The 19,291-nt window shown below is 65.2% G+C and carries 21 protein-coding genes and 1 pseudogene; 12 read left to right on the forward strand and 10 right to left on the reverse strand.

The genetic code is table 11. The annotated features are described in order from the left end of the window. Window positions 1-12 precede the first annotated feature (12 nt). From U5A82_RS19240 to U5A82_RS19255, 4 genes and pseudogenes are all read left to right on the forward strand, one after another. Window positions 13-435, forward strand: a complete 423-nt coding sequence (locus U5A82_RS19240; RefSeq protein WP_326292468.1) for an OsmC family protein — start codon at window positions 13-15, stop codon at window positions 433-435. After that, entirely contained in the window at window positions 432-1,211 is a 780-nt protein-coding gene (locus U5A82_RS19245) for a tyrosine-protein phosphatase (RefSeq protein WP_326292469.1), read from the forward strand. The genes U5A82_RS19240 and U5A82_RS19245 overlap by 4 nt, the downstream gene beginning before the upstream one ends. Beyond that, the gene (cobT, locus tag U5A82_RS19250; RefSeq protein ID WP_326292470.1) at window positions 1,208-3,034 is read left to right on the forward strand and encodes a cobaltochelatase subunit CobT; all 1,827 of its coding nucleotides are present in this window, start codon (window positions 1,208-1,210) and stop codon (window positions 3,032-3,034) included. Before U5A82_RS19245 ends, cobT begins: the two co-directional genes overlap by 4 nt. A 105-nt stretch (window positions 3,035-3,139) precedes the next feature. After that, window positions 3,140-3,609: pseudogene (locus U5A82_RS19255) on the forward strand (GreA/GreB family elongation factor). 197 nt (window positions 3,610-3,806) lie between these two features. Here U5A82_RS19255 and U5A82_RS19260 read toward each other — a convergent pair. From U5A82_RS19260 to U5A82_RS19270, 3 genes are all read right to left on the reverse strand, one after another. Continuing rightward, window positions 3,807-4,298, reverse strand: coding sequence for a Dps family protein (locus tag U5A82_RS19260; RefSeq protein ID WP_088183447.1), 492 nt, complete (start codon window positions 4,296-4,298; stop codon window positions 3,807-3,809). 110 nt (window positions 4,299-4,408) lie between these two features. After that, complete coding sequence (locus U5A82_RS19265; protein ID WP_326292471.1) at window positions 4,409-4,975, reverse strand: TMEM165/GDT1 family protein; 567 nt, start codon at window positions 4,973-4,975, stop codon at window positions 4,409-4,411. 12 nt (window positions 4,976-4,987) lie between these two features. Then, on the reverse strand, window positions 4,988-5,314 hold the full coding sequence (locus U5A82_RS19270) for a hypothetical protein (protein WP_326292472.1): 327 nt from the start codon (window positions 5,312-5,314) through the stop codon (window positions 4,988-4,990). A 203-nt stretch (window positions 5,315-5,517) separates the two neighbouring features. Between U5A82_RS19270 and rpmG the strand changes: the two genes are divergently transcribed. After that, complete coding sequence (gene rpmG, locus U5A82_RS19275) at window positions 5,518-5,685, forward strand: 50S ribosomal protein L33 (protein WP_043154839.1); 168 nt, start codon at window positions 5,518-5,520, stop codon at window positions 5,683-5,685. Between the two features lie 221 nt (window positions 5,686-5,906). Here the strand turns inward: rpmG and U5A82_RS19280 are convergent, their stop codons facing one another. Together U5A82_RS19280 and U5A82_RS19285 are read right to left on the reverse strand one after the other, a co-directional pair. Beyond that, window positions 5,907-7,787, reverse strand: coding sequence for a PhoX family protein (locus U5A82_RS19280; protein ID WP_326292473.1), 1,881 nt, complete (start codon window positions 7,785-7,787; stop codon window positions 5,907-5,909). A 153-nt stretch (window positions 7,788-7,940) separates the two neighbouring features. Beyond that, window positions 7,941-8,303: a response regulator gene (locus U5A82_RS19285; protein ID WP_326292474.1), complete on the reverse strand. Its 363-nt coding sequence runs from the start codon at window positions 8,301-8,303 to the stop codon at window positions 7,941-7,943. Between the two features lie 67 nt (window positions 8,304-8,370). On the opposite strand from U5A82_RS19285, the gene U5A82_RS19290 reads away from it, so the two are divergent. The 5 genes from U5A82_RS19290 to U5A82_RS19310 are packed head-to-tail and all read left to right on the forward strand — an operon-like array spanning window position 8,371 to window position 11,598. Further along, window positions 8,371-8,658: a DUF3572 domain-containing protein gene (locus tag U5A82_RS19290; protein WP_326292475.1), complete on the forward strand. Its 288-nt coding sequence runs from the start codon at window positions 8,371-8,373 to the stop codon at window positions 8,656-8,658. Beyond that, window positions 8,655-9,311 carry an HAD family hydrolase gene (locus tag U5A82_RS19295; RefSeq protein ID WP_326292476.1) on the forward strand — a complete coding sequence of 219 codons (657 nt, stop codon included), beginning with the start codon at window positions 8,655-8,657 and terminating at the stop codon, window positions 9,309-9,311. Before U5A82_RS19290 ends, U5A82_RS19295 begins: the two co-directional genes overlap by 4 nt. After that, on the forward strand, window positions 9,308-9,772 hold the full coding sequence (locus tag U5A82_RS19300; protein ID WP_326292477.1) for a RidA family protein: 465 nt from the start codon (window positions 9,308-9,310) through the stop codon (window positions 9,770-9,772). Before U5A82_RS19295 ends, U5A82_RS19300 begins: the two co-directional genes overlap by 4 nt. Further along, window positions 9,753-10,472 carry a glycerophosphodiester phosphodiesterase family protein gene (locus tag U5A82_RS19305; protein ID WP_326292478.1) on the forward strand — a complete coding sequence of 240 codons (720 nt, stop codon included), beginning with the start codon at window positions 9,753-9,755 and terminating at the stop codon, window positions 10,470-10,472. The genes U5A82_RS19300 and U5A82_RS19305 overlap by 20 nt, the downstream gene beginning before the upstream one ends. Then, a complete protein-coding gene (locus U5A82_RS19310) occupies window positions 10,465-11,598 on the forward strand; it encodes a GNAT family N-acetyltransferase (RefSeq protein WP_326292479.1) in 1,134 nt (377 codons plus the stop codon). The genes U5A82_RS19305 and U5A82_RS19310 overlap by 8 nt, the downstream gene beginning before the upstream one ends. Here the strand turns inward: U5A82_RS19310 and U5A82_RS19315 are convergent, their stop codons facing one another. Beyond that, window positions 11,599-11,895, reverse strand: coding sequence for a hypothetical protein (locus U5A82_RS19315; RefSeq protein ID WP_326292480.1), 297 nt, complete (start codon window positions 11,893-11,895; stop codon window positions 11,599-11,601). 309 nt (window positions 11,896-12,204) lie between these two features. Between U5A82_RS19315 and U5A82_RS19320 the strand changes: the two genes are divergently transcribed. Further along, window positions 12,205-13,392, forward strand: coding sequence for a multidrug effflux MFS transporter (locus tag U5A82_RS19320; RefSeq protein WP_326292481.1), 1,188 nt, complete (start codon window positions 12,205-12,207; stop codon window positions 13,390-13,392). A 96-nt stretch (window positions 13,393-13,488) separates the two neighbouring features. On the opposite strand, the gene U5A82_RS19325 is transcribed toward U5A82_RS19320, so the two are convergent. Then, window positions 13,489-15,051, reverse strand: a complete 1,563-nt coding sequence (locus tag U5A82_RS19325; protein WP_326292482.1) for an amino acid permease — start codon at window positions 15,049-15,051, stop codon at window positions 13,489-13,491. 277 nt (window positions 15,052-15,328) lie between these two features. Between U5A82_RS19325 and pgeF the strand changes: the two genes are divergently transcribed. Next, entirely contained in the window at window positions 15,329-16,090 is a 762-nt protein-coding gene (gene pgeF / locus U5A82_RS19330) for a peptidoglycan editing factor PgeF (protein ID WP_326292483.1), read from the forward strand. A gap of 6 nt (window positions 16,091-16,096) precedes the next feature. Here pgeF and U5A82_RS19335 read toward each other — a convergent pair whose 3' ends face one another. The 3 genes from U5A82_RS19335 to U5A82_RS19345 are packed head-to-tail and all read right to left on the reverse strand — an operon-like array spanning window position 16,097 to window position 19,282. After that, window positions 16,097-16,966 (reverse strand): RDD family protein, encoded by an 870-nt coding sequence (locus U5A82_RS19335; RefSeq protein ID WP_326292484.1) that lies wholly within the window; start codon window positions 16,964-16,966, stop codon window positions 16,097-16,099. Next, a complete protein-coding gene (locus U5A82_RS19340) occupies window positions 16,950-17,981 on the reverse strand; it encodes a stage II sporulation protein M (protein ID WP_326292485.1) in 1,032 nt (343 codons plus the stop codon). Before U5A82_RS19340 ends, U5A82_RS19335 begins: the two co-directional genes overlap by 17 nt. Further along, entirely contained in the window at window positions 17,978-19,282 is a 1,305-nt protein-coding gene (locus U5A82_RS19345) for a DUF58 domain-containing protein (protein ID WP_326292486.1), read from the reverse strand. The genes U5A82_RS19340 and U5A82_RS19345 overlap by 4 nt, the downstream gene beginning before the upstream one ends. Between the last annotated feature and the right edge of the window lie 9 nt (window positions 19,283-19,291).

Raw genomic sequence — 19,291 nt, forward strand, 5'->3', positions numbered from 1 at the left:
CGGGAGTTTCCCATGATCGTCGTCGAACGGATCGACCCAGCAGGCGGCACGGCGCACCGGATCAGCATTCGGGGGCATGAGATCGTCGCGGACATGTCTGCGCCCGACGGCCATGACGCCGGGGCGGACCCGCATGACCTCTATGACGCGGCGCTTGGGGCCTGCAAGGCGATGACCATGCTCTGGTATGCGCAGCGCAACGCTATTCCGGTGGAGGACATCCATGTCGGCGTGGTTCGCGATGCGAGCCAGGAGCGCAAGGGCATCTACAAGCTGACGACGCGCATCGCAGTGACGGGACCGATGACCGACGAGCAGCATGACAGGCTGATCGCCGTCGCCGCCAAATGCCCGATCCACAAGTTGATGAGCGAAGTCGAAACGCAGATCGAGACGATCGCCGTGCCCCGTACGGGCGAACCGGAGCGCCCATGACAGCCATAACACTGGATCGCACGACATGGCCGCTGGACAGCGCGTTCAACCTGCGCGACTTCGGCGGTCAGGTTACGACCGACGGCCGCAGGGTGCGGCGGGGGGTGCTGTACCGGTCGGGCACGATGGCGCTGCTGAGCGAGGACGCCGCCGCCCATATGCGCTCGCTTGGCATCCGGGCGATCTGCGATTTTCGGCGGGAAAAGGAACGGGTCGCCGAACCGACATCCTGGCATGGCGCGGATACCGCCTATATCTGCCGCGACTATGAAGAGACGAGTGGTATCCTGAGCGCGCTCATTCATAGCCCGGCGGTGACGGCGGCGGAAATGCGCGACGCCATCATCGCCGTCTATCGCACCATAGCGGCGAACCACGCCGAATCCTATCGTATGATGTTCGCGCAGATCATTGCGGGGCGGGTGCCGATCCTGATCAACTGCGCGGCGGGCAAGGACCGCACCGGCGTCGGGGCCATGTTGATCCTGGCCGCGATCGGCGTGCCCCATGCGTCGATCGTGGAGGATTATCTGCTGACCAACAGCCAGGCCGACTGGGATCGGCTGCTGGCGCGGGACGACAGTCCCCTGGCGCGCGCGCGGCGCGACATGGGAGACGCCATCGCCCCGTTGCTGCGCGCCGATACGGCCTATCTCGACAGCCTGATGGCCGAACTGAACGCCAGCTATGGCGGGATCGAGGGCTATTTGGAACAGGCACTGGGCGTCGATGCATCAGCGCGCGCGGTCCTGCGCGAGGCGTTGCTGGAATCATGACCGACCGTTCCCCTCTCGACGCCTTCAAGGATGTGCTGTCCGGCGTGGCGCGCGCGGTCACGCGCGATGCGGAGGTGGAGGTCGGCTTTACCGCCGACACCCCCCATCTGGCCGGCAAGGCGATCAAGGTGCCGACGCCCAGCCGCGCCCTGCCCGCCGATCAGGTCGCGCTGGCGCGTGGCTTTGCGGATTCGTCCGCGCTCAAGCTGCGGCATCATAACCCCAGGATTCACGCGTCCTCCGCGCCGGGCGAAGCGGTCGCGCGGGCGGTGTTCGACGCGGTCGAGCAGGCGCGGATCGAGGCGATCGGGTCGCGGGCGATGGAAGGCGTGCGCGCCAACCTCAACCATGCGCTGGACCTGCGGTTGAAGTCCGATGCCATCCGCCGGGCGCGGTCGGCCGATGAGGTGCCCTTGTCGACCGCGTTGGCGCTCAAGGTGCGCGAGCGGCTGACGGGCCAGGCGATCCCCAAGGATGTGGCGGCGGGCGTCGCCATGGTCGACCAGTGGATCGAGGACAAGGCGGGCAGCGATCTCGACGCGCTGGCGATGGCGATCGACGACCAGCGCGCGTTCCAGCGGCTGACCACGGCGATGCTGGAGCATCTGCAACTGATCGACGCCGACGTGCCGCCCGATACCGACGAACCCGAATCCCAGGATGAGGGCGAGGACGAGGAAGAGCAGCAGGACGAAGGCGACAGCGGCGAGGACGAGTCCGGCGACAGCGACATGAACGCCGAGGCGCGCGCCGAGGACCAGGGCGGCGACACCGAAGAGGGCGACACCGACTATAGCGACGAGTTCGACGCCGACAGCGATGAAGGCGCGGACGATATGGGCGAGGAAGGCATGATGCCGGTCCGGCCCAACCGGCCGATGTCCGACCTGCCGCCGGGCTTCGACTATAAAGCCTATACGCTGAAATATGACGAGGTCGTCAGTCCGGAAGAACTGTGCGACGAGGATGAACTGGTGCGGCTGCGCGGCTTCCTGGACCAGCAGCTCGTCAGTTTGCAGGGGGCGGTGACGAAGCTCGCCAACCGCTTGCAGCGGCGCTTGATGGCGCAGCAGTCGCGGTCGTGGGACTTCGATCAGGAAGAGGGGATGCTGGACGCGGCGCGGCTGGCGCGGATCGTGATCGATCCCACCCATTCGCTGTCCTACAAGATCGAGCGGGATACCGAGTTTCGCGACACGGTGGTCACGCTGCTGATCGACAATAGCGGATCGATGCGCGGACGGCCGATCAGCATCGCGGCGATCAGCGCCGACATCATGGCGCGCACGCTGGAGCGGTGCGGGGTCAAGACCGAGATATTGGGCTTTACCACGCGCGCATGGAAGGGCGGGCAGAGCCGCGAGGAATGGCTGGCCGCCGGGCGGCCGCCGATGCCGGGCCGGCTCAATGACCTGCGCCACATCGTCTACAAGAAAGCGGACGATCCGTGGCGGCGGGCGCGCAAAAATCTGGGCCTGATGATGCGCGAAGGGCTGCTGAAGGAGAATATCGACGGCGAGGCGCTGCTGTGGGCGCATAGCCGCCTGATCGCGCGGCAGGAGGAACGCCGCATATTGATGGTGATTTCCGACGGCGCGCCGGTGGACGATTCGACGCTGTCGGTGAACAGCGGCACCTATCTGGAGCGGCATCTGCGCCAGGTGATCGACTGGATCGAGAACAAGTCGCCGGTGCAGCTGGTCGCGATCGGCATCGGCCATGACGTGACGCGCTATTACAGGCGGGCGGTGACGATCATGGATGCCGAGCAATTGGGCGGCACGATGGTCGAGCAGCTGGCCGGGTTGTTCGACGAGGATTGAGACGACTGGCTGTTCCCCGGCGAAGGCCGGGGTCCAAGCTCCAGCGTCGCACTGGACCCCGGCCTTCGCCGGGGAACGGCACATGAATTTCGGGAGAGTGATGACATGAGCGTCGCCTTTCGTCGCGAGAGCGATGACGAGCATATGGAGCCGAAGTTCGAGCTGCCGATCCCGCCCGGTCCCAACTGGGTGACGGCGCGGGGGCTACGGCTGATCCGGACGCAGGTCGCGGCGCTGGAAGCCGTCGATACCGAGACACAAGAGGAAGAGGCGGCCAAGAAGCATAAGCGCGTACTGCGCTATTGGCGCACGCGGCTGGCGACGGCGGAGTTGAAGGCCGAGGCGGCGGGTGACGTGGTCGCGTTCGGGACGCGCGTGACCTATCGGCTGAAAGGCCATGAAAAGACGGTGGCGCTGGTTGGTGACGATGAAGCGAACCCCAATGAGGGGCGGATCAGCTTTTCCTCCCCCTCGCCCGCGCGATGATGGATGCGGAGGTCGGCGAGACGGTGGATTTCTCCGGGAAGAAGGACGCGGTGGAGATTGTGGCTATCGCAGCGGTTGGCGAGGTATAATATCTCGCCATTCGGGCCCGGTTCTCGAACCGGCTAGCAGCCTTATTATTTTGCGCGCAGAGGCGCAGAGGACGCCGAGTTATGTTTTACGTCTGTCTGTCGGCACTGAGCCTTTTTTGAATCGTGCGGAGGCGCGAAGACGTAGAGAGGTTGCGTAACCCCTCCGCGTCTCCGCGCCTCCGCACGATTGAATTCGTTTACGCCCCGCGCGCGGCCTCGAACAGGAACCAGGCGCGCTGTTCGGCTTGGTCGGTCCAGTCGTCGACGATGCCTTCAGTGGCGTTATCGCCTGCCTCAGTCGCGGCGGCCTTTACCGCGCGGAAGGTTTCGACCAGCGACAGATTGTCGTCGCGCAGTTCCTTGAGCATGTCGGCGGGGCTGACGAATTCCGCGTCATTGTCCTTGATCGTTTGATGACGAGAAATGTCGCCGATCGAGCGGAGGCTGGTGTTGCCGGTCTTGCGTACGCGTTCGGCGATGAGGTCGGTGGTGCCGAGGATTTCGGTCGCCTGTTCATCGAACATCAGGTGGTAGTCGCGAAAATGCGGGCCTGACACATGCCAATGGAAATTCTTGGTCTTCAGATACAGGGCATAGCTGTCCGCCAATGCGCCGTTGAGCGCGTCGGCCACGGACTTGGTCGCGTTGCTCTTGAGGTCGGTCGGGGTCTTGAGATCGGGGGCGGTCATGCAATGTCCTCCTGTTCGCAGAAATGATTTCGGACATATAATGATCCGCTGCGCATATGGTGCCATATCCGCCGACGTAAATTCCCGATCAGGCTGATGGATCGTATCGATCAGAGCAGGCTGGTCGCGGACAGCGCCATGATCGCGCCGCTGAGCAGCAAGAGCGCGCCGCCGATCCAGCGGATCGCCCGTAGCGGCAGCACCGACAGGATGCGGCCGCGCAGCAGCACGACGGGCACGAGCGCCGCGATGACGCCGATCGCGCCGCCCACGCCTGCTAGCAACGGATCGGCGGTGCGGGTCGCAATACCCAGCACCAGAAATTGCGGACCGTCGCCAAAGCCCAGGATGAGCAGGCCCAGGGTAGTGGTCAGAAAGGCGCCCGTCGGCCATCCCGCCAGCGGATCGGGCGCGGAGACGGGCCAGAACAGGCCTGCGCCAAGGAAGAGGACAGAGAGCGCCATGAAGAGCAGCCGGGCGTCCGCCCCCAGCATCGGCCCGATCCATGCCCCGGCAAAAGCCGAGATGGCAGCATTGGCGATGGCGGCCAGGATGATCCCGGCGATGATCGCGCCATTGCGATCATAGCGGGTCGCGAGCGCCAGGACGAGCCATTGGCCCTTGTCGCCGATCTCGCCCAGCAGGCAGCCGAGCAGGGCGAGGAGCAGGGCGTCCACAGGCGGCGCGAATCAGGCGCGCAAAGCGTTGACGGGCGCGGCGGGCATGCGCGGGACGAACGGAACGACCACGGCCCCCGTCGCCTCCTGCGCGATCGCATCACGCATCAGGTCGAGATAGGACAGCACGATCGGACCCAGGCCATGGAGCGACAACGCCGATTCGAGCGTACCGGCCAAGCCTTCGACCGTGTCGAGATGAAAGGCGCGGGCGATATGGCGAATCTGGTCGAGTTCGTCCTGGAGGCGGGGCACGGACATATGGCCGCGCTGGATCGCCAGCCCCTCCACCCGGCGCATCAGGTCGGTCAATATGGCCAGCATCGGATCATGTCGCATGGGAAAGTCCCCCGTTTTTCGCCCCGAACGGATCATGCATGCAATGGGGTTAAAGGCGCGTAAAGCCTGCCTGACACCCCTGCGTCCTGGCGCGCCAAGTCTTGACAGCAAACCGAATCTGCCCCATGGGCCACGGCTGAAACGGGGCGGTCCGCTGTGGGCCGCTTTTCTTTTTACGCTTTTTACGACCAGGGAATAGGGCCATGGCCAAGCCGGCAACCGTCAAGATCCGTCTCGTCAGCACGGCTGACACGGGTTTCTTCTACGTCACGAAGAAGAACCCGCGTACCAAGACCGAGAAGTTCAGCTTCAACAAGTATGACCCGGTCGTGCGCAAGCATGTCGAGTTCAAGGAAGCCAAGATCAAGTAAGCCGTTGCGGGCTTTGCGCCCGCGCGCTTGATCTTCGTTCTGTCGAACAGGAAGGCCCGTCCCTTTGTGGGAGCGGGCCTTTTCCTGTTGTCCCTGATGGTTGCTGCAAATGCGCGTGCGGGACTGGGCCCCGGCCTGCGCCGGGGAACAGTGCAGCGCTGAACGAGAGGGGGCGCTCCTTTCGGAACGCCCCCTCCCCAACCCTCTCCTGAAGAAGATGTTTAGTTGCCGACGGGCTGGCCGTCCGTGCGGCGCACCACGATGGTCGAGGAGCGCGGCTGCTGACCCGATACCGGCCAGTTGCCAGTCGGATGCTGGATGTTGATGAAGAAGCTGCTGAGGTCCGGCGTATAGGCGATGCCGGTGATTTCGCAGCCCACGGGGCCGACCAGGAAGCGCTTCGACGCCTTGGTCGCCTGATCGACATAATACATCGAATTGTTGCCGAACGCCTGGACCATGTTGACCGCCGCACCGTTCAGCGTGCCCGCATTGCCGGTCAGATTATGATCGGTCTGAACCCACAGGCGACCCTGCGGGTCGATGCGCAGGCCATCGGGGCTGGAGAAATAATCGCCGTTGATGTTGCCCTTGAGATTGGCTTCGGCGAGCGAAGGATTGCCGGCCAGCAGGAACACTTCCCAAGTGAAGGCGGTCGCCAGCGGCGAGTCGCCATTTTCCCGGAATTTGAGGATGTGGCCGTGCAGGTTGGTGACGCGCGGGTTGGGATTGTCGGTGACGCGGCGGCCGCTATTGTTGGTCAGCGTCACGAAGATCGACTGGCGGTTGGGCGCGACCGTGATCCATTCCGGACGGTCCATGATCGTACCGCCCGCCACGCGCGCGGCCGATGCGGTGTTGATGAGAACGTCGGACTGGGTCGCGAAATTGACGACGGTCGGCGCGGCGGGCGTGGTCGACTGGCTGACATTGCCCGGATCGGACGCGCCGGGGACCAGGCCGTTCTGCCCTTGGACCAGCGCGCGCCATTCGCCCGTGCCGTTCGCGTTGAAGCGCGCGACATAGAGCGTACCATAGTCGAGCAGGTTGGTGTTCGCGGCGCGATTGGTGGTGCTGTAGGCCTGATCGGGCACGAATTTGTAGATGCAGCCCGGCGTCGAATCGTCACCCATGTAGAAGGCGACGCGGTTGTTGGCGTCGTTCATATAGGCCGTGTTTTCGTGGCTGAAACGGCCGAGCGCGGTGCGCTTGGTCGCGGGCGCGAGTTCCTGATAGGGGTCGATTTCGACCACCCAGCCATAATGGTTGTTGGGGCGGGTCGTGTCGATATAGTTGTTCGTGGTTTCTTCGCAGGTGAGGTAGGTGCCCCAGGGCGTGCGACCGCTGGAGCAGTTGTTCAGCATGCCGCGCACGGTGCTGCCGATCACGCCTGCGGCCGGGCCGCCGACACGATAGTCGGTGTTGCCGCTGTAGCGCTTGTTGAAGCGCGAACCGGCCTTCACCGCGAACTTGCCGTCCGTGCCCTTGGCGACTTCGACCACGGCGATGCCGACGGCCGACAGCGCGATTTCCTTTTGCGCGGTCGTGGCGGTCGCGGCGTTGTAGCTGCCGCTGGCGAACAGGATATTATAGTCGGGCAGTTCGAAGTTGATGGCGAGCAGGCCGCCGCTGTTGGGGTTGGTGCCCGACAGTTCGAAAAATTCCATGCCGTCATGGTTGCCGCCGGCCCAGGCCGCCGTCTGCGTGACGCTGGTGGGGAAGGTGCCGTTGACGAAGGCGGTGCCCGCTTCGACCAGGTCGCCGGCCTTGAGCAGCACGTCCACGGTGTAGCCCGCAGGCACGGTGACGGTATCGTTGCCGTTGATCGCCACCGACGCGAAATTGATGCCGAAGCTGGGCGCGGGCGTCGGGGTTGGGGTCGGCGTGGGTGTCGGGGTGCCGCCATCCGAATCATTGTCGTCGCCGCAAGCGCCCAGCGCGCCCAGCATCGGCAGGGTGGCGAGGCCGAGCAGACCGTTCTTCAGGACGGAACGGCGGCCGGGATTGGCGGCGATGATGGCTTCCAGGCTCTGGTCGCCCATATCGATGGTGGGCTGCGCATCGCGATAGGGCGCGCGCGCTTCGTCGGTCAGATGAGACATGGTGGAATTACCCCTGTGCAGTGTCAGGCTGTCGACCGGCGGTCGCGCCCTTGCGAAACGGGGGTTGGCAGAGAAGAATGACGGGCGGAGGGCTGATTGATGTAGGCCGCGTGAAAGGATGATGACGATCGCGTGAAGCCTGTTGCAGTCCGGTTACAGCAGGGCGTTCACCTGCTCCACGAAACGCAGGACAGAGATCGGCTTCGACACATAGGCCTGCGCTCCGGCGGCGCGAATCCGGTCCTCGTCGCCATGGCCGGCATAGGCGGTGACGGCCATGATCGGGACGGCGGACAGGCGATCGTCGGCCTTGAGCGACACGATGAGGTCGAGGCCGCTGACATGGGGCAGGTGAATGTCGGTAATGACGAGGTCGGGCAGGAAGTCGCGCGCCTGCGCCAGAACGTCGCGCCCGTCGCGCAGCGGCAACACCTCATGCCCGTGCGCGCGCAGCAGGTCGCAAAAAAGTTTGAGATTGAGTTCGTTGTCCTCGACAACGAGCACGCGCTTTGCCACCAGTCACCCGCGGTCCAAAAATGCCTTTGGAGCGCGCCTATAGCCGCCCCCACCCCGAGAACCAATCATGCGACCCGACACAGAGAATGGCAAGCAGGATAGCAGTCCGGATGCCGCGACGCTGGCGCTGATGGCGCTGGGATGGACGCTGAGCGATGGCGGGCGGGCCGATCGGCTGCTGTCGCTGACGGGCCTGGACGCCAATGCGTTGCGCGCGGGGATCGACAATCCCGCGATATTGGGCGCGGTGCTGGCGTTCCTGGCGGATCATGAGCCGGACCTGATCGCCTGCGCCGAGGCGATCGACACCAGCCCCGCCGCGCTGATCGCGGCGCAGGAGAGATTGAACCGATGACCCGCCCCCTGATCGTCACCGACTGCGACGAGGTGCTGCTGCACATGGTCGTCCCGTTCCGCCAGTGGCTGGACGAGACGCACGCCGTGCATTTCGACATGCGCGACCGCGGCTTTGCCGAAGCGCTGCGCCACAAGGATAGCGGCCTAGTGGTGGAACGCGAACGGGTTTGGGAATTGCTGCTGGGTTTTTTCGAGACGGAGATGCACCGGCAGATGCCGATCAGCGGCGCGATGGAAGCGCTGGCGCGGCTGGCGCAAGTCGCCGATATCGTGGTGCTGACCAATATCACGGAACGGCACCAGCAGGCGCGGGCGGAGCAACTGGCGTCCCATGGCCTGACCGCGCCGGTCTATTGGAATCAGGGTGGCAAGGGACCGCCGCTCGCGAAGATCGTGGCGGAGCGCCAGCCCGGCGCTGTCCTGTTCATCGACGATCTGGCCGAACATCATCGGTCCGTTGCAGCGCATGCGCCCCATGTCTGGCGGCTGCACATGGTGGGCGAACCGGAAATCGCCGCCCATGTGGCCGACGCCCCCCATGCCCATGCCCGGATCGACGACTGGGCGGCCGCCGAAACATGGATCACCGACAGGCTGGCGCAGGGGCCAGCCCCGATCGACATTCCCACAACCCACGGAGTCCTTTCATGAGCATCGAAGCCCGCCTGACCGAACTGGGTATCACCCTGCCCCAGGCCGCCGCCCCGGTCGCCGCCTATGTCGCGGGGGTCGAGGCCAATGGCCTGCTACACATCAGCGGGCAGATCGCACTCGCCCCCGACGGGCTGATGACCGGCCGGTTGGGCGAGGACCGCGACCTGGACTATGGCGTCGCCGCCGCGCGGGTGTGCGGCCTCAACCTCATCGCGCAGATGAAGGCGGCATTGGGATCGCTGGACCGGGTCGAGCGCGTCGTGAAGCTGGGCGCGTTCATCGCCAGCGCCCCGTCCTTCACCGACCAGCCCAAGGTCGCCAACGGCGCGTCGGAACTGATGGTCGAGGTCTTCGGCGAGGCGGGCAAGCATGCGCGCAGCGCGGTGGGCGTACCGGTGTTGCCGCTCGGCGCAGTGGTCGAAATCGATGCGGTCGTGCTTGTCCGGCCCGAGGCCTGATTTTCCGATCGACCGCCCCTTCGCCCATCGTGGGTTGCATGGGGTGCGGGCGAGCGAGAACGGGATGGCGGCGTTCGATGCCGCCATCGCCGCCGGATATGGCATCGAATGCGATGTCCGGGCGAGCCGCGATGGCGTCGCCTTCGTCTTTCACGATGCGACATTGGGACGGATGGGGGCAAGCGACGAGGCTCTCGCGGCCCTGGATGCGACGGCGCTGGACGGCATGATGCTGCCCGATGGCGGCGTGGTGCCGCGCCTTTCGGCCCTGCTGGCGCGATGCGGCGGGCGCGTGCCTTTGTTGGTCGAGATCAAGACCGAGGGTCGCGACGTCGATCCTGTTTGCGCCGCCGTGGCGCGCGACCTGGCGGGCTGGCCCGATGCGCCGGTGGCGGTCATGTCGTTCAATCCATGGGCGATACGCTGGTTCGTGAGACAGCGAGTTGGACAGTATCGCGGGCTTGTCGTGACCCAGCAAGGCAAGGGTAGAATAGGCGGCGCGATCGAACGCGCCCTTGCACTTTGGCTGTCGGCACCCGATTTTCTGGCCTGTGATATTCGCGACCTGCCATCCCGCCTGTCCCGCCGCGCCCGCATGCAAGGGCGCCCCGTGCTGACATGGACCGTGCGCAGCGCCGCCGATCGCGCGCGGGCGGCGATCCATGCCGACCAGATCATCTTCGAGATCAGCCATGACTGACGTGGTGGCGCGCATCGGATCGGGGGTCGCAGACTTCGATCGCGACCAGTGGAACGCCTGCGCTTGTTCAGCTAACCCATTTATAAACTGGGATTTTCTGGTTGCACTGGAGCGATCCGGCAGCGTGGGCGACGGAACGGGCTGGCAGCCACTGCCGATCGTGATCGACGGGCCGGACGGGCGGATCGCGGCGGCCGCGCCTGCCTATGGCAAGAGTCACAGCCAAGGCGAATATGTGTTCGACCACAGCTGGGCCGATGCGTGGGAACGGGCGGGTCGGCGCTATTATCCCAAGATCCAGATCGCCGCGCCTTTCTCCCCCGTACCCGGTCCCCGTCTGTTGCTACGCGATGTGGCCCAGGCGCCCGCGCTGATCGTCGGGATCGAAATGCTGGTGGAGCGCCACGACCTGTCGTCAGCCCATGCGACCTTCATCGACCCGGCGGAGGTGTCTCTTTTCGAGGCGGCGGGGTGGCTGATCCGGGAGGACAGCCAGTTCCACTGGACCAACAGGGGCTATGGCAGTTTCACGGACTTTCTGGCCGACCTGTCGAGCGAGAAGCGCAAGAATATCCGCAAGGAACGCGCCCGCGCGGTCGAGGGGCTGGAGATCGTCCACCTGACGGGCAGCGACCTGACCGAGGCGCATTGGGATATTTTCTGGCAATTCTATCAGGATACGGGCGCGCGCAAATGGGGGCAGCCTTATCTCACCCGCGCTTTCTTCTCGATATTGGGCGAAACGATGGCCGACAGGGTGCTGTTGATCCTGGCGCTGCGCGACGGACAGCCGATCGCGGGCGCGCTCAACCTGATCGGCGGGGATACGCTATACGGCCGTTATTGGGGTTGCACGCAGGACGTGCCCAACCTGCATTTCGAACTATGCTATTATCAGGCGATCGACGCGGCGATCGCGCGCGGCCTCCACAAGGTGGAGGCGGGCGCACAGGGCGGACACAAGCTGGCGCGGGGCTATGCGCCCGAGCCGACCTTTTCCGCGCATTATCTGCCCGATGCAGGGTTCCGCAGGGCTGTCGCCGATTTCCTGACGGCCGAACGCGCAGGCGTGCAGCAGGACCGGATGTGGCTGGCCGAACGGACGCCGTTCAAAAAAGGCGACTGATCAGGCGGCGCGCAACTGGCTGGCGGCGATGACGGCACGGGCCTGGCGCTGCGCCTCGGCGATTTCGCGCGCGGTCATTTCCTCGGCGATTTCGGCGCGCATGGATTGACCCTGTTCGCTGCCGCGCGATGCGGCGAGGTTGAACCACTTATGCGCTTCGACCAGATCAATCGGCAGGTCGCCCGTGCCGCAGCTATAGGCCACGCCCAGGTCAAAGCAATCTTCCGCCGATGCATATGCCCCCCGCGACAGGCGGGCTTCCATTAAAAATTCTGCGCTCTTGATGCTGTTGCCCATGTGATTTCCCCTGTTCCTCAATCTAATTCAATGGATCTGGACCCCCTTTTCCACGAACAGCAGGTTTGACCGGGAAGCGATAAAAAATGGTTAACGTCGTTTTTGCTATATGTGCCGGACTTGAAGTGCGCTTGCCCTGTTCTCGACCGATCGCTGGCACGACTTCCTGCGACCAGTGGCGGATTGGGACTGGCATCACCGGGCCGATGCCCGCATAGCGCCCGGCATGAGTCACGTCCCCCCGTTTCGCCGGTTCCCGCGCGCAAGGACATCCACTTTCGCGAATTCGTGCTGCTGTGCGCGTGCCTGATGGCGATGAACGCGCTGTCGATCGACCCGATGCTGCCTGCACTGCCGGAGATCGGTCGTGACCTGGCCATCCCGCATCCCAACGACCGCCAGCTGATCATCAGCGTCTATTTCCTGGGACTGGGCTTCGGGTCGCTGCTGTTCGGCGTGTTGTCCGACCGATATGGCCGCAAACGCGTGCTGGGCTGGGCGATGGCGCTGTTCATCCTGTCGTCGGTGGCCTGCGCCAGCGCGCAGAGCTTTGTCATGATGCTGGCAGGCCGGGGCTGCGCCGGATTCTTTGCGGGGGCAAGCCGCGTCATCACCGTCGGCATCGTGCGCGACCGGTTTCGCGGCGACGCCATGGCGCGGGTCATGTCGCTGATCTTCGCCGTTTTCATGCTGATCCCCGTCGTCGCGCCCAGTTTCGGCCAGGCGATCCTGCTGGTCGCACCGTGGCGCTGGATATTCTGGGTGCTGGTGATTTTGGCGAGCATGATCCTGACATGGATGCTGGTGCGCCTGCCCGAGACGCTGGCGGTGGAGAACCGGATGCGGATCACGGCCCGGTCGCTGTGGCAGACGGTCGCCATGGTCATACGCACGCGCAGTTCGATCGGCTATATGCTGGCGAGCGGCGTGGTGATGGGTGGGCTGATCGGGTTCATCCTGTCGGTCCAGCAGATTTTCTTCGACGTGTTCGATGCGCAGGCCTTTTTCCCGATCGGTTTTGCGGTGATCGCAGGATGCATGGGCATCGGCAGCCTGATCAACAGCAGGCTGGTCCAGCGATTCGGCGCGCGGCGGATGAGTCAGAGCGCGCTGGTCGCCTTCATCCTGATCGCGGCGGTCCACCTGGCAGTGATCCTGACGGGCCTGGAGACGCTGGTCACGTTCATGGTGTTGCAGGCGATGACGATGCTGACCGTGTCCTTCACCGCATCCAATTTCAGCGCGATTTCGATGGAGCCGTTCCACAAGGGCGCGGGGGTCGCCTCCTCCTTTCAGGCGTTCCTGACGACCGCCTTGTCGAGCGCGCTGGGCAGCATCGTGGGGCGCGCTTTCAACGGCACCACCCTGCCCTTCACCATCGGACTGCTAGTGTTCGGCATCGGATCGTTCCTGATCGTGATCTGGGCCGAGCGCGGCAAGCTGTTCACCCGGCCCCATCATGGCGCTCTGCGGGATGTCGAGGTCGATTTTCACTGATCGGAAGAGAAGCGGGGGGCCTCGACAGGCGCAGCACGAACGGTGAAAGGGTCGTAAAAAGGGGGCGGATGACCGCCCCCTTTTTTGTGTGTCGTGTCAGGCGTCCTTGCCGCCCGGCGTCGGTGCGCCCGGGAAGGGCGGCACCGGCTGCGGCGGGATGCCGACGTCATCTTCCCCCACGTCCACCACACCCCGGCCGACATGGCTGCGGCTGCGGCTATAACCGAAATAGACCAACAGGCCGATCGCCGCCCAGCCGACGAACATCAGCTTGGTCTCGACGCCCAGGCTCCAGAAGAGATAGACGCAGCCCGCGATCGCGATCGGCGCCGTCACCATGATCGCCGGTGTGCGGAAGGGACGCTTGCGGCTGGGATCGGTCTTGCGCAGGCGCATCACCGCGATCGACACGGCGGCGAAGGCGAAGAGCGTGCCCGAGTTGGAGATGTCCGCGAGGATGCCGACCGGGAAGAAGGCGGCGAACAGGGCCACGAAGATGCCGGTCAGGATGGTGATGACATAGGGCGTCTTGTAGGTCGGATGCACCTTCGAGAACATCGCGGGAAGCAGGCCGTCGCGGCTCATGACGAAGAAGATGCGGGTCTGGCCGAACATCATCATCAGGATGACCGAGGGCAGCGCCAGGCCGGCGGCGAGGCCGAGCAGGTTGCCAATCTGGGGCCAGCCGATTTCGCGCAGGGTCCAGGCCAGCGCTTCCTTCGAGCAGGTGACGGCTTCGGTGCCGGCGGCGGCCAGCGCAACGCATTGCTGCGACAGGGCGGTGGAGCCAGGCGCCAGCACTTCGCCAGCCGGACCCGCGACCGGCTGCGCGCCCACGGTGCCGATGACACCTGCGGCGACCAGCATATAGAAGATGGTGCAGATGCCGAGCGAACCGATGAGGCCGATCGGCATGTTGCGTTGCGGGTTCTTGGTTTCTTCAGCCGCGGTCGAAACCGCGTCGAAGCCGACATAGGCGAAGAAGATCGAGGCGGCCGCCGCCGAAATGCCCGAAAAGCCGAGCGGGGCGAAGGGCGTGAACTTCTCCATATTGATGACCGGCAGGGCCAGGACGATGAACAGGGTGAGCGCGGCGACCTTGATCAGGACCAGCACGGCGTTGACGGTCGCGCTCTCCTTCGTCCCGATGACCAGCAACCAGGTGACGAGCGCGGCGATCAGCATCGCGGGCAGGTTGATCATGCCGCCATCGAATGGCCCGCGCGTCAAAAGGTCCGGTATGTCGAGATGGAACGTATGTTCGATGAGGCCCACGACATAGCCGGACCAGCCGACCGACACCGCGCCCGCCGCGACCGCATATTCCAGGATCAGCGCCCAGCCGACCATCCAGGCGATGAGTTCGCCCATGACCGCATAGCTATAGGTGTAAGCGGAGCCGGACACCGGCACCATGGCCGCCATTTCCGCGTAGCAGAGCGCGGCGACCGCGCAGACGAAACCGGCAATGACGAAGGCGAGCATCATGCCCGGTCCCGCCTTTTGCGCGGCCTCCGCCGTCAATACAAAGATGCCGGTGCCGATGACGGCGCCGATACCCAACATGGTCAGCTGGAACGCGCCCAGCGACCGGTGCAGCGATTTCTTCTCTGCGGTCGCCAAAATGGCGTCGAGAGGCTTAACGCGCCCGAAAATCATGCATGATGCCCTTCACACTCATTTGTTTTGCCCGGGCAGCGCGAACGCCGCCCCCCTTGAGCTATTGAACGGGAGACTATCGTCTAATCCGCCATGCGCAAGTATGTTGCGTTCATGCGACATTCTCGTCCACTAGCGCATAATCCGATCACGTTGGATCAGATCATGCGCTACGTGTCTTTCGTTTTCGCATTTTCCAAGCCAGCAGACGTTTCCGTCTGCTTCGAAAATGCTTTAGCGGCGCGTACCGATATGGACCCGACAAGGAACCGACCCGATGATCGAATTGCTGCGCGCGCAGGGGCTGGACGGCGTGCCCCATGGCTTCGCCGGGCGGCGCGGCGGAGTGTCGACGGGCGTGCATGCGGGATTGAATGTCGGGCTGGGATCGGACGATGATCGCGACGCGGTGCTGCGCAATCGCGATCTGGCGCGCGATGCGCTGCTGCCGGGCGCGACTCTGGTAACGGTGCGGCAGGTGCATTCGCCCGATGTCGTGACCGTGACCAATGCAATCGCAGAGGCGGATCGCCCGGCGGCCGATGCGCTGGTGACGGATCGGCCGGGGCTGGTGCTGGGCATATTGACCGCCGACTGCGTGCCGGTGCTGTTCGCCGACAGGGCTGCGGGCGTCGTGGGCGCGGCCCATGCCGGGTGGAAGGGCGCGATCGGCGGCGTCACCGACCGGACGATCGACGCGATGGTGGCGCTGGGCGCCGATCGCACGCAGATCGCCTGCGCCATCGGACCCTGCATCGGGCGCGCCTCCTATGAGGTGGGGGACGATTTCGCCGCGCGCTTCGCTGATGACGATGCGGCCAATGAGCGGTTCTTCACGCCCGGGAAGCCGGGTCATCATCAGTTCGACATCGTCGCCTATGTCGCGGCGCGGCTGGCGGGTGCGGGGGTCGGGCGGATCGCGATGCTGGACGAGGACACCTATAGCCAGCCCGAGCGCTTCTACAGCTATCGCCGGTCCTGCCACAGAGGCGAGCCCGATTATGGACGGCAGATTTCGATGATCGGGCTGGCAGGATAATCCATATTAACGTCGCACCGTCGCATGCTTGTCCGCGCGGCGGCGGCCGACCAGCATGCCGCGTTCCAGCCGGGCGCAAAGCGCGGCATAATAATCGTGAAGGAAGCCATGGTCGTCGCCGTCGTCGGCCAGGCCCGCCTTGTGCCGGATCGTCGCGGCGACGGTGACGATCGCATCCCACTGATCGCCCCGCAGCACATTTTCCAGCATCTGCAGTTCATAGATGCCGTAGAGATCGAGCGCGGCGTCGGTGAAGACGCGGCGGGGCTGCTGCGCGCGGGCGGCGACCAGATCCGTGCCGAGCTTGGCCCGAACAGTGTTCACGACCCAGGTGCCCGCCAGCAGATCCCCCACCCGCAGCCGGTCGCGGTTGAACAGCGGGAAGAAGAGGAAGATGCCGGTCCAGCAGAAGGCGAAGAGGGTGAGGAAGCCGTCCGCCGCGCCCTGCGACGCCTGCATGCCCAGAAAGGAGAGCGGCAGGAATATCTCGATCTCTCGCAGGGCGTTGCGGGCGATCACCGCGCCGCCGGTCAGCCGCCCGCCGTCGCGCGCCACGACCCGCAGGCCGAGCAGCCGCTTGCCCGGCGTCGCGCCGCGCCCACTCATTTCGAACAGGATGAACCATCCGTTGCGCAGGATGAAGGCGCCGATCAGCCAGAGGATCATGAAGATTTCGGCCCGCGCCTTCGCGATGCCGAGCAGGCCGATGCCGATCGTCATGAGGCTGAGGAAGAGGATCAGGATGTCGAGCAGGAAGGCCCCGGCCCGCGATCCGGCGCTCGCAAGTTCAAGGCGCAGATCGACGCCTTCGGGCGTGACGAAGCTGCGCCGCAGCGAGGCGGGCGCGTTGGGGGTGCGGTCAGGCCGCCAGCGCATCGCGATCCTCCCGGCGAGGGAGGTAATAGTAGGTCAGCCAGCCGACCAGCGCGGCGAGGCCGATGCCGTAGCGCATGGCGTCCGACTGCACCGTCTGCCGCCCGATCCCTTCGAGCAGGCCCGCGACCAGCAGCATGAGGACGACGCCCGCCATGGCGATGGCGGCGCTGCGCCCGGCGATGACGGCGGCTTCGGTCCGCTCATAGCGGCCGGGGAAGGCGACCGCCGTGCCGATCTTCATGCCCGCTGCGCCCGCCAGGATGATGGCGAACATCTCGGTCGAACCGTGGATTGTGAGCCAGCCCAGGAAATTGAGGCCCAGCCCCTTACTGGCGAACAGGCACAGCATCGCGCCGAGCGACAGGCCATTATAGACGAGCAGCAACACGGTGGGCACGGTGAAGGCGAAACCGAGCGCGAAGGCGAAGATCGCGACCTGGCTGTTATGGGTGAAGAGATAGGCGGCGAAGGTGGCGAGGCCACCCCCCTCTTTCGATCCGTAGATGGTGGCGCGCAATGTCGCTGCGCTGGCGGCGGGATCGCGCCCGCCCGCCATCGCATCGGGAATGATGCTGTAATACCAGACAGGGTCGGTGGCTACGAGCCACCAGCCCGCGATGACTCCGACGAGGGTGAGGACGAGGCAGGCAAGGGTTTCGCGCCACAGGCCCTGTACCGCGAGCGGCCAGTCGCGCGCGAGGAAGTTGCCAAGCTGACGCGCGGCAGTGTCGGGGACGCCGTAGAGCTGAAAATAGGCGCGCGTGCAGAGCTGTTCGAGATAAGTGACAAGCGCGCGGTCGAGCGAGGTTTCGCGGGCCACCGACAGAGAGGACAGGGCCGAGCGGTAGAGCAGCGGCAGGGCGAGGATATCGTCTTCCGACAGGGCGCGGACCGAGCGTTTTTCCATGCGGGTGACAAGCTGGTCGAGCCGGTCCCATTCGCCTTCATGCGCGGCGCGGAAGCGGCTGGCGTTGACGAGCGGGGGGCTTGCGCCGCCCTGGACGTGGGCGCTCATAGCAGGTTCCTCCGCTTGAGATCGACATAGGTCTGGACGAGGCGGTCGGCGACGCGATCATGCTCCGCCTCTATGACATGGGCGCCCAGATGCCGCAGGCGGGTGAGCACCATCAATCGATCCTTGAGTAACGCGGCGGCGGTGACCGCGCGGGTCACATCGTCGGCGCTTTGCGGGCGGCGGTCGAGGATCGATTCCAGTTCCTCGTCACGCAGGACGACGACCAGCAGCAGATGGGTTTCGACCAGGCGGCCTGCCGCGCGGACCAGAAATTCGGCGGAGGTGAGGTCGGTAAATTCGGTGAAGAGGACGATCATCGACCGGCGCGTCAGCCGGGTGGCGAGCGTGGTCAGGGCGTGGGTATAATTGCTTTCCTCGCCGCTATAGTCGATCTGCGCGGCGAGCCGCTGAAGTTCGCCGAAGGCCGCCGCACCCGACACGAGGCCACTGGCGATGCGCGGGCGCGAATCGAAAGCGTGGAGCGACACCCTGTCCCCCAGCTTGAGCGCGACCCAGGCGGTCAGCAGCATCGCCGACACGACGCGATCGAGGCGGCTGAGACCGGCCACCGGCTCGCTCATCTGGCGGCCGGCGTCGATCGCGAAGACGATCTGATTGTTGCGTTCGGAGCGGAATTCCTTGGCGTGAAGCTTGCTATGGCGGGCGGACTGTTTCCAGTCGATCGCGCGCCGGTCCATGCCGGAACGAAATTCCACCAGCGCGTCGAAATCCGCGCCGTCGCCGCGATCGACCTGCGCCATCAAGCCTTGCAGCGCGTGGCGCTGGAAAATCTGCGCGCCGCGATCGCGCACCGGACGGATGTCGGGCAGGATCGCCATCGTCGCGTCGAGGGGAAGGCTATGCTGTTTCCAGACGAGGCGCAGCGCCCCCTTCCAGCGCAGCCAGCCGCGCGCGATCCGCGCCGTGCCGCGGCGGGTGGTGCGCAGCGGGATCGCCGCTGTCCCCTTGCCGTCCATGAGATCGATCCAGAGGCCCTCTTCGTCCTGCGCCAGCAGCGCACCGACATCGAGCATCAGTTGCGCGCGCGGGATGCCGGAAACGCCGATCGTCGCCCTGCCCTCGACCGTCGCGCCGACGCTGGCGCTTTTTGGCAAGTCAAGGCGTAGTCGTGCCTGGCCGGGGCGCGGTCCCTGCAACGCGTCGACCAGACATGCAAGCAACACCGCGACCGGCCAGGCGAGCGCGGCGTACCAGCGGCCGGGCAGCAGCAACGCGACCAGCAAGGTCACGGGCACGCCGGCTGCCGCCGTCCAGATCGCGGTGCGGGTGGGATAGATCATGCCCGATCG

Source organism: Sphingobium sp. CR2-8, from assembly GCF_035818615.1.
Lineage (GTDB): Bacteria > Pseudomonadota > Alphaproteobacteria > Sphingomonadales > Sphingomonadaceae > Sphingobium.

What these genes read in the sequence shown, in the direction of transcription:
- U5A82_RS19295 (WP_326292476.1), top strand. Translation starts at nt 8,655, where the DNA reads ATGACCCGCCCCCTGATCGTCACCGACTGCGACGAGGTGCTGCTGCAC.
- U5A82_RS19345 (WP_326292486.1), bottom strand. Translation starts at nt 19,282, where the DNA reads ATGATCTATCCCACCCGCACCGCGATCTGGACGGCGGCAGCCGGCGTG.
- U5A82_RS19315 (WP_326292480.1), bottom strand. Translation starts at nt 11,895, where the DNA reads ATGGGCAACAGCATCAAGAGCGCAGAATTTTTAATGGAAGCCCGCCTG.
- rpmG (WP_043154839.1), top strand. Translation starts at nt 5,518, where the DNA reads ATGGCCAAGCCGGCAACCGTCAAGATCCGTCTCGTCAGCACGGCTGAC.
- U5A82_RS19335 (WP_326292484.1), bottom strand. Translation starts at nt 16,966, where the DNA reads ATGCGCTGGCGGCCTGACCGCACCCCCAACGCGCCCGCCTCGCTGCGG.
- U5A82_RS19290 (WP_326292475.1), top strand. Translation starts at nt 8,371, where the DNA reads ATGCGACCCGACACAGAGAATGGCAAGCAGGATAGCAGTCCGGATGCC.
- cobT (WP_326292470.1), top strand. Translation starts at nt 1,208, where the DNA reads ATGACCGACCGTTCCCCTCTCGACGCCTTCAAGGATGTGCTGTCCGGC.
- pgeF (WP_326292483.1), top strand. Translation starts at nt 15,329, where the DNA reads ATGATCGAATTGCTGCGCGCGCAGGGGCTGGACGGCGTGCCCCATGGC.
- U5A82_RS19280 (WP_326292473.1), bottom strand. Translation starts at nt 7,787, where the DNA reads ATGTCTCATCTGACCGACGAAGCGCGCGCGCCCTATCGCGATGCGCAG.
- U5A82_RS19240 (WP_326292468.1), top strand. Translation starts at nt 13, where the DNA reads ATGATCGTCGTCGAACGGATCGACCCAGCAGGCGGCACGGCGCACCGG.
- U5A82_RS19260 (WP_088183447.1), bottom strand. Translation starts at nt 4,298, where the DNA reads ATGACCGCCCCCGATCTCAAGACCCCGACCGACCTCAAGAGCAACGCG.
- U5A82_RS19270 (WP_326292472.1), bottom strand. Translation starts at nt 5,314, where the DNA reads ATGCGACATGATCCGATGCTGGCCATATTGACCGACCTGATGCGCCGG.
- U5A82_RS19310 (WP_326292479.1), top strand. Translation starts at nt 10,465, where the DNA reads ATGACTGACGTGGTGGCGCGCATCGGATCGGGGGTCGCAGACTTCGAT.
- U5A82_RS19320 (WP_326292481.1), top strand. Translation starts at nt 12,205, where the DNA reads ATGGCGATGAACGCGCTGTCGATCGACCCGATGCTGCCTGCACTGCCG.
- U5A82_RS19325 (WP_326292482.1), bottom strand. Translation starts at nt 15,051, where the DNA reads ATGATTTTCGGGCGCGTTAAGCCTCTCGACGCCATTTTGGCGACCGCA.
- U5A82_RS19300 (WP_326292477.1), top strand. Translation starts at nt 9,308, where the DNA reads ATGAGCATCGAAGCCCGCCTGACCGAACTGGGTATCACCCTGCCCCAG.
- U5A82_RS19340 (WP_326292485.1), bottom strand. Translation starts at nt 17,981, where the DNA reads ATGAGCGCCCACGTCCAGGGCGGCGCAAGCCCCCCGCTCGTCAACGCC.
- U5A82_RS19245 (WP_326292469.1), top strand. Translation starts at nt 432, where the DNA reads ATGACAGCCATAACACTGGATCGCACGACATGGCCGCTGGACAGCGCG.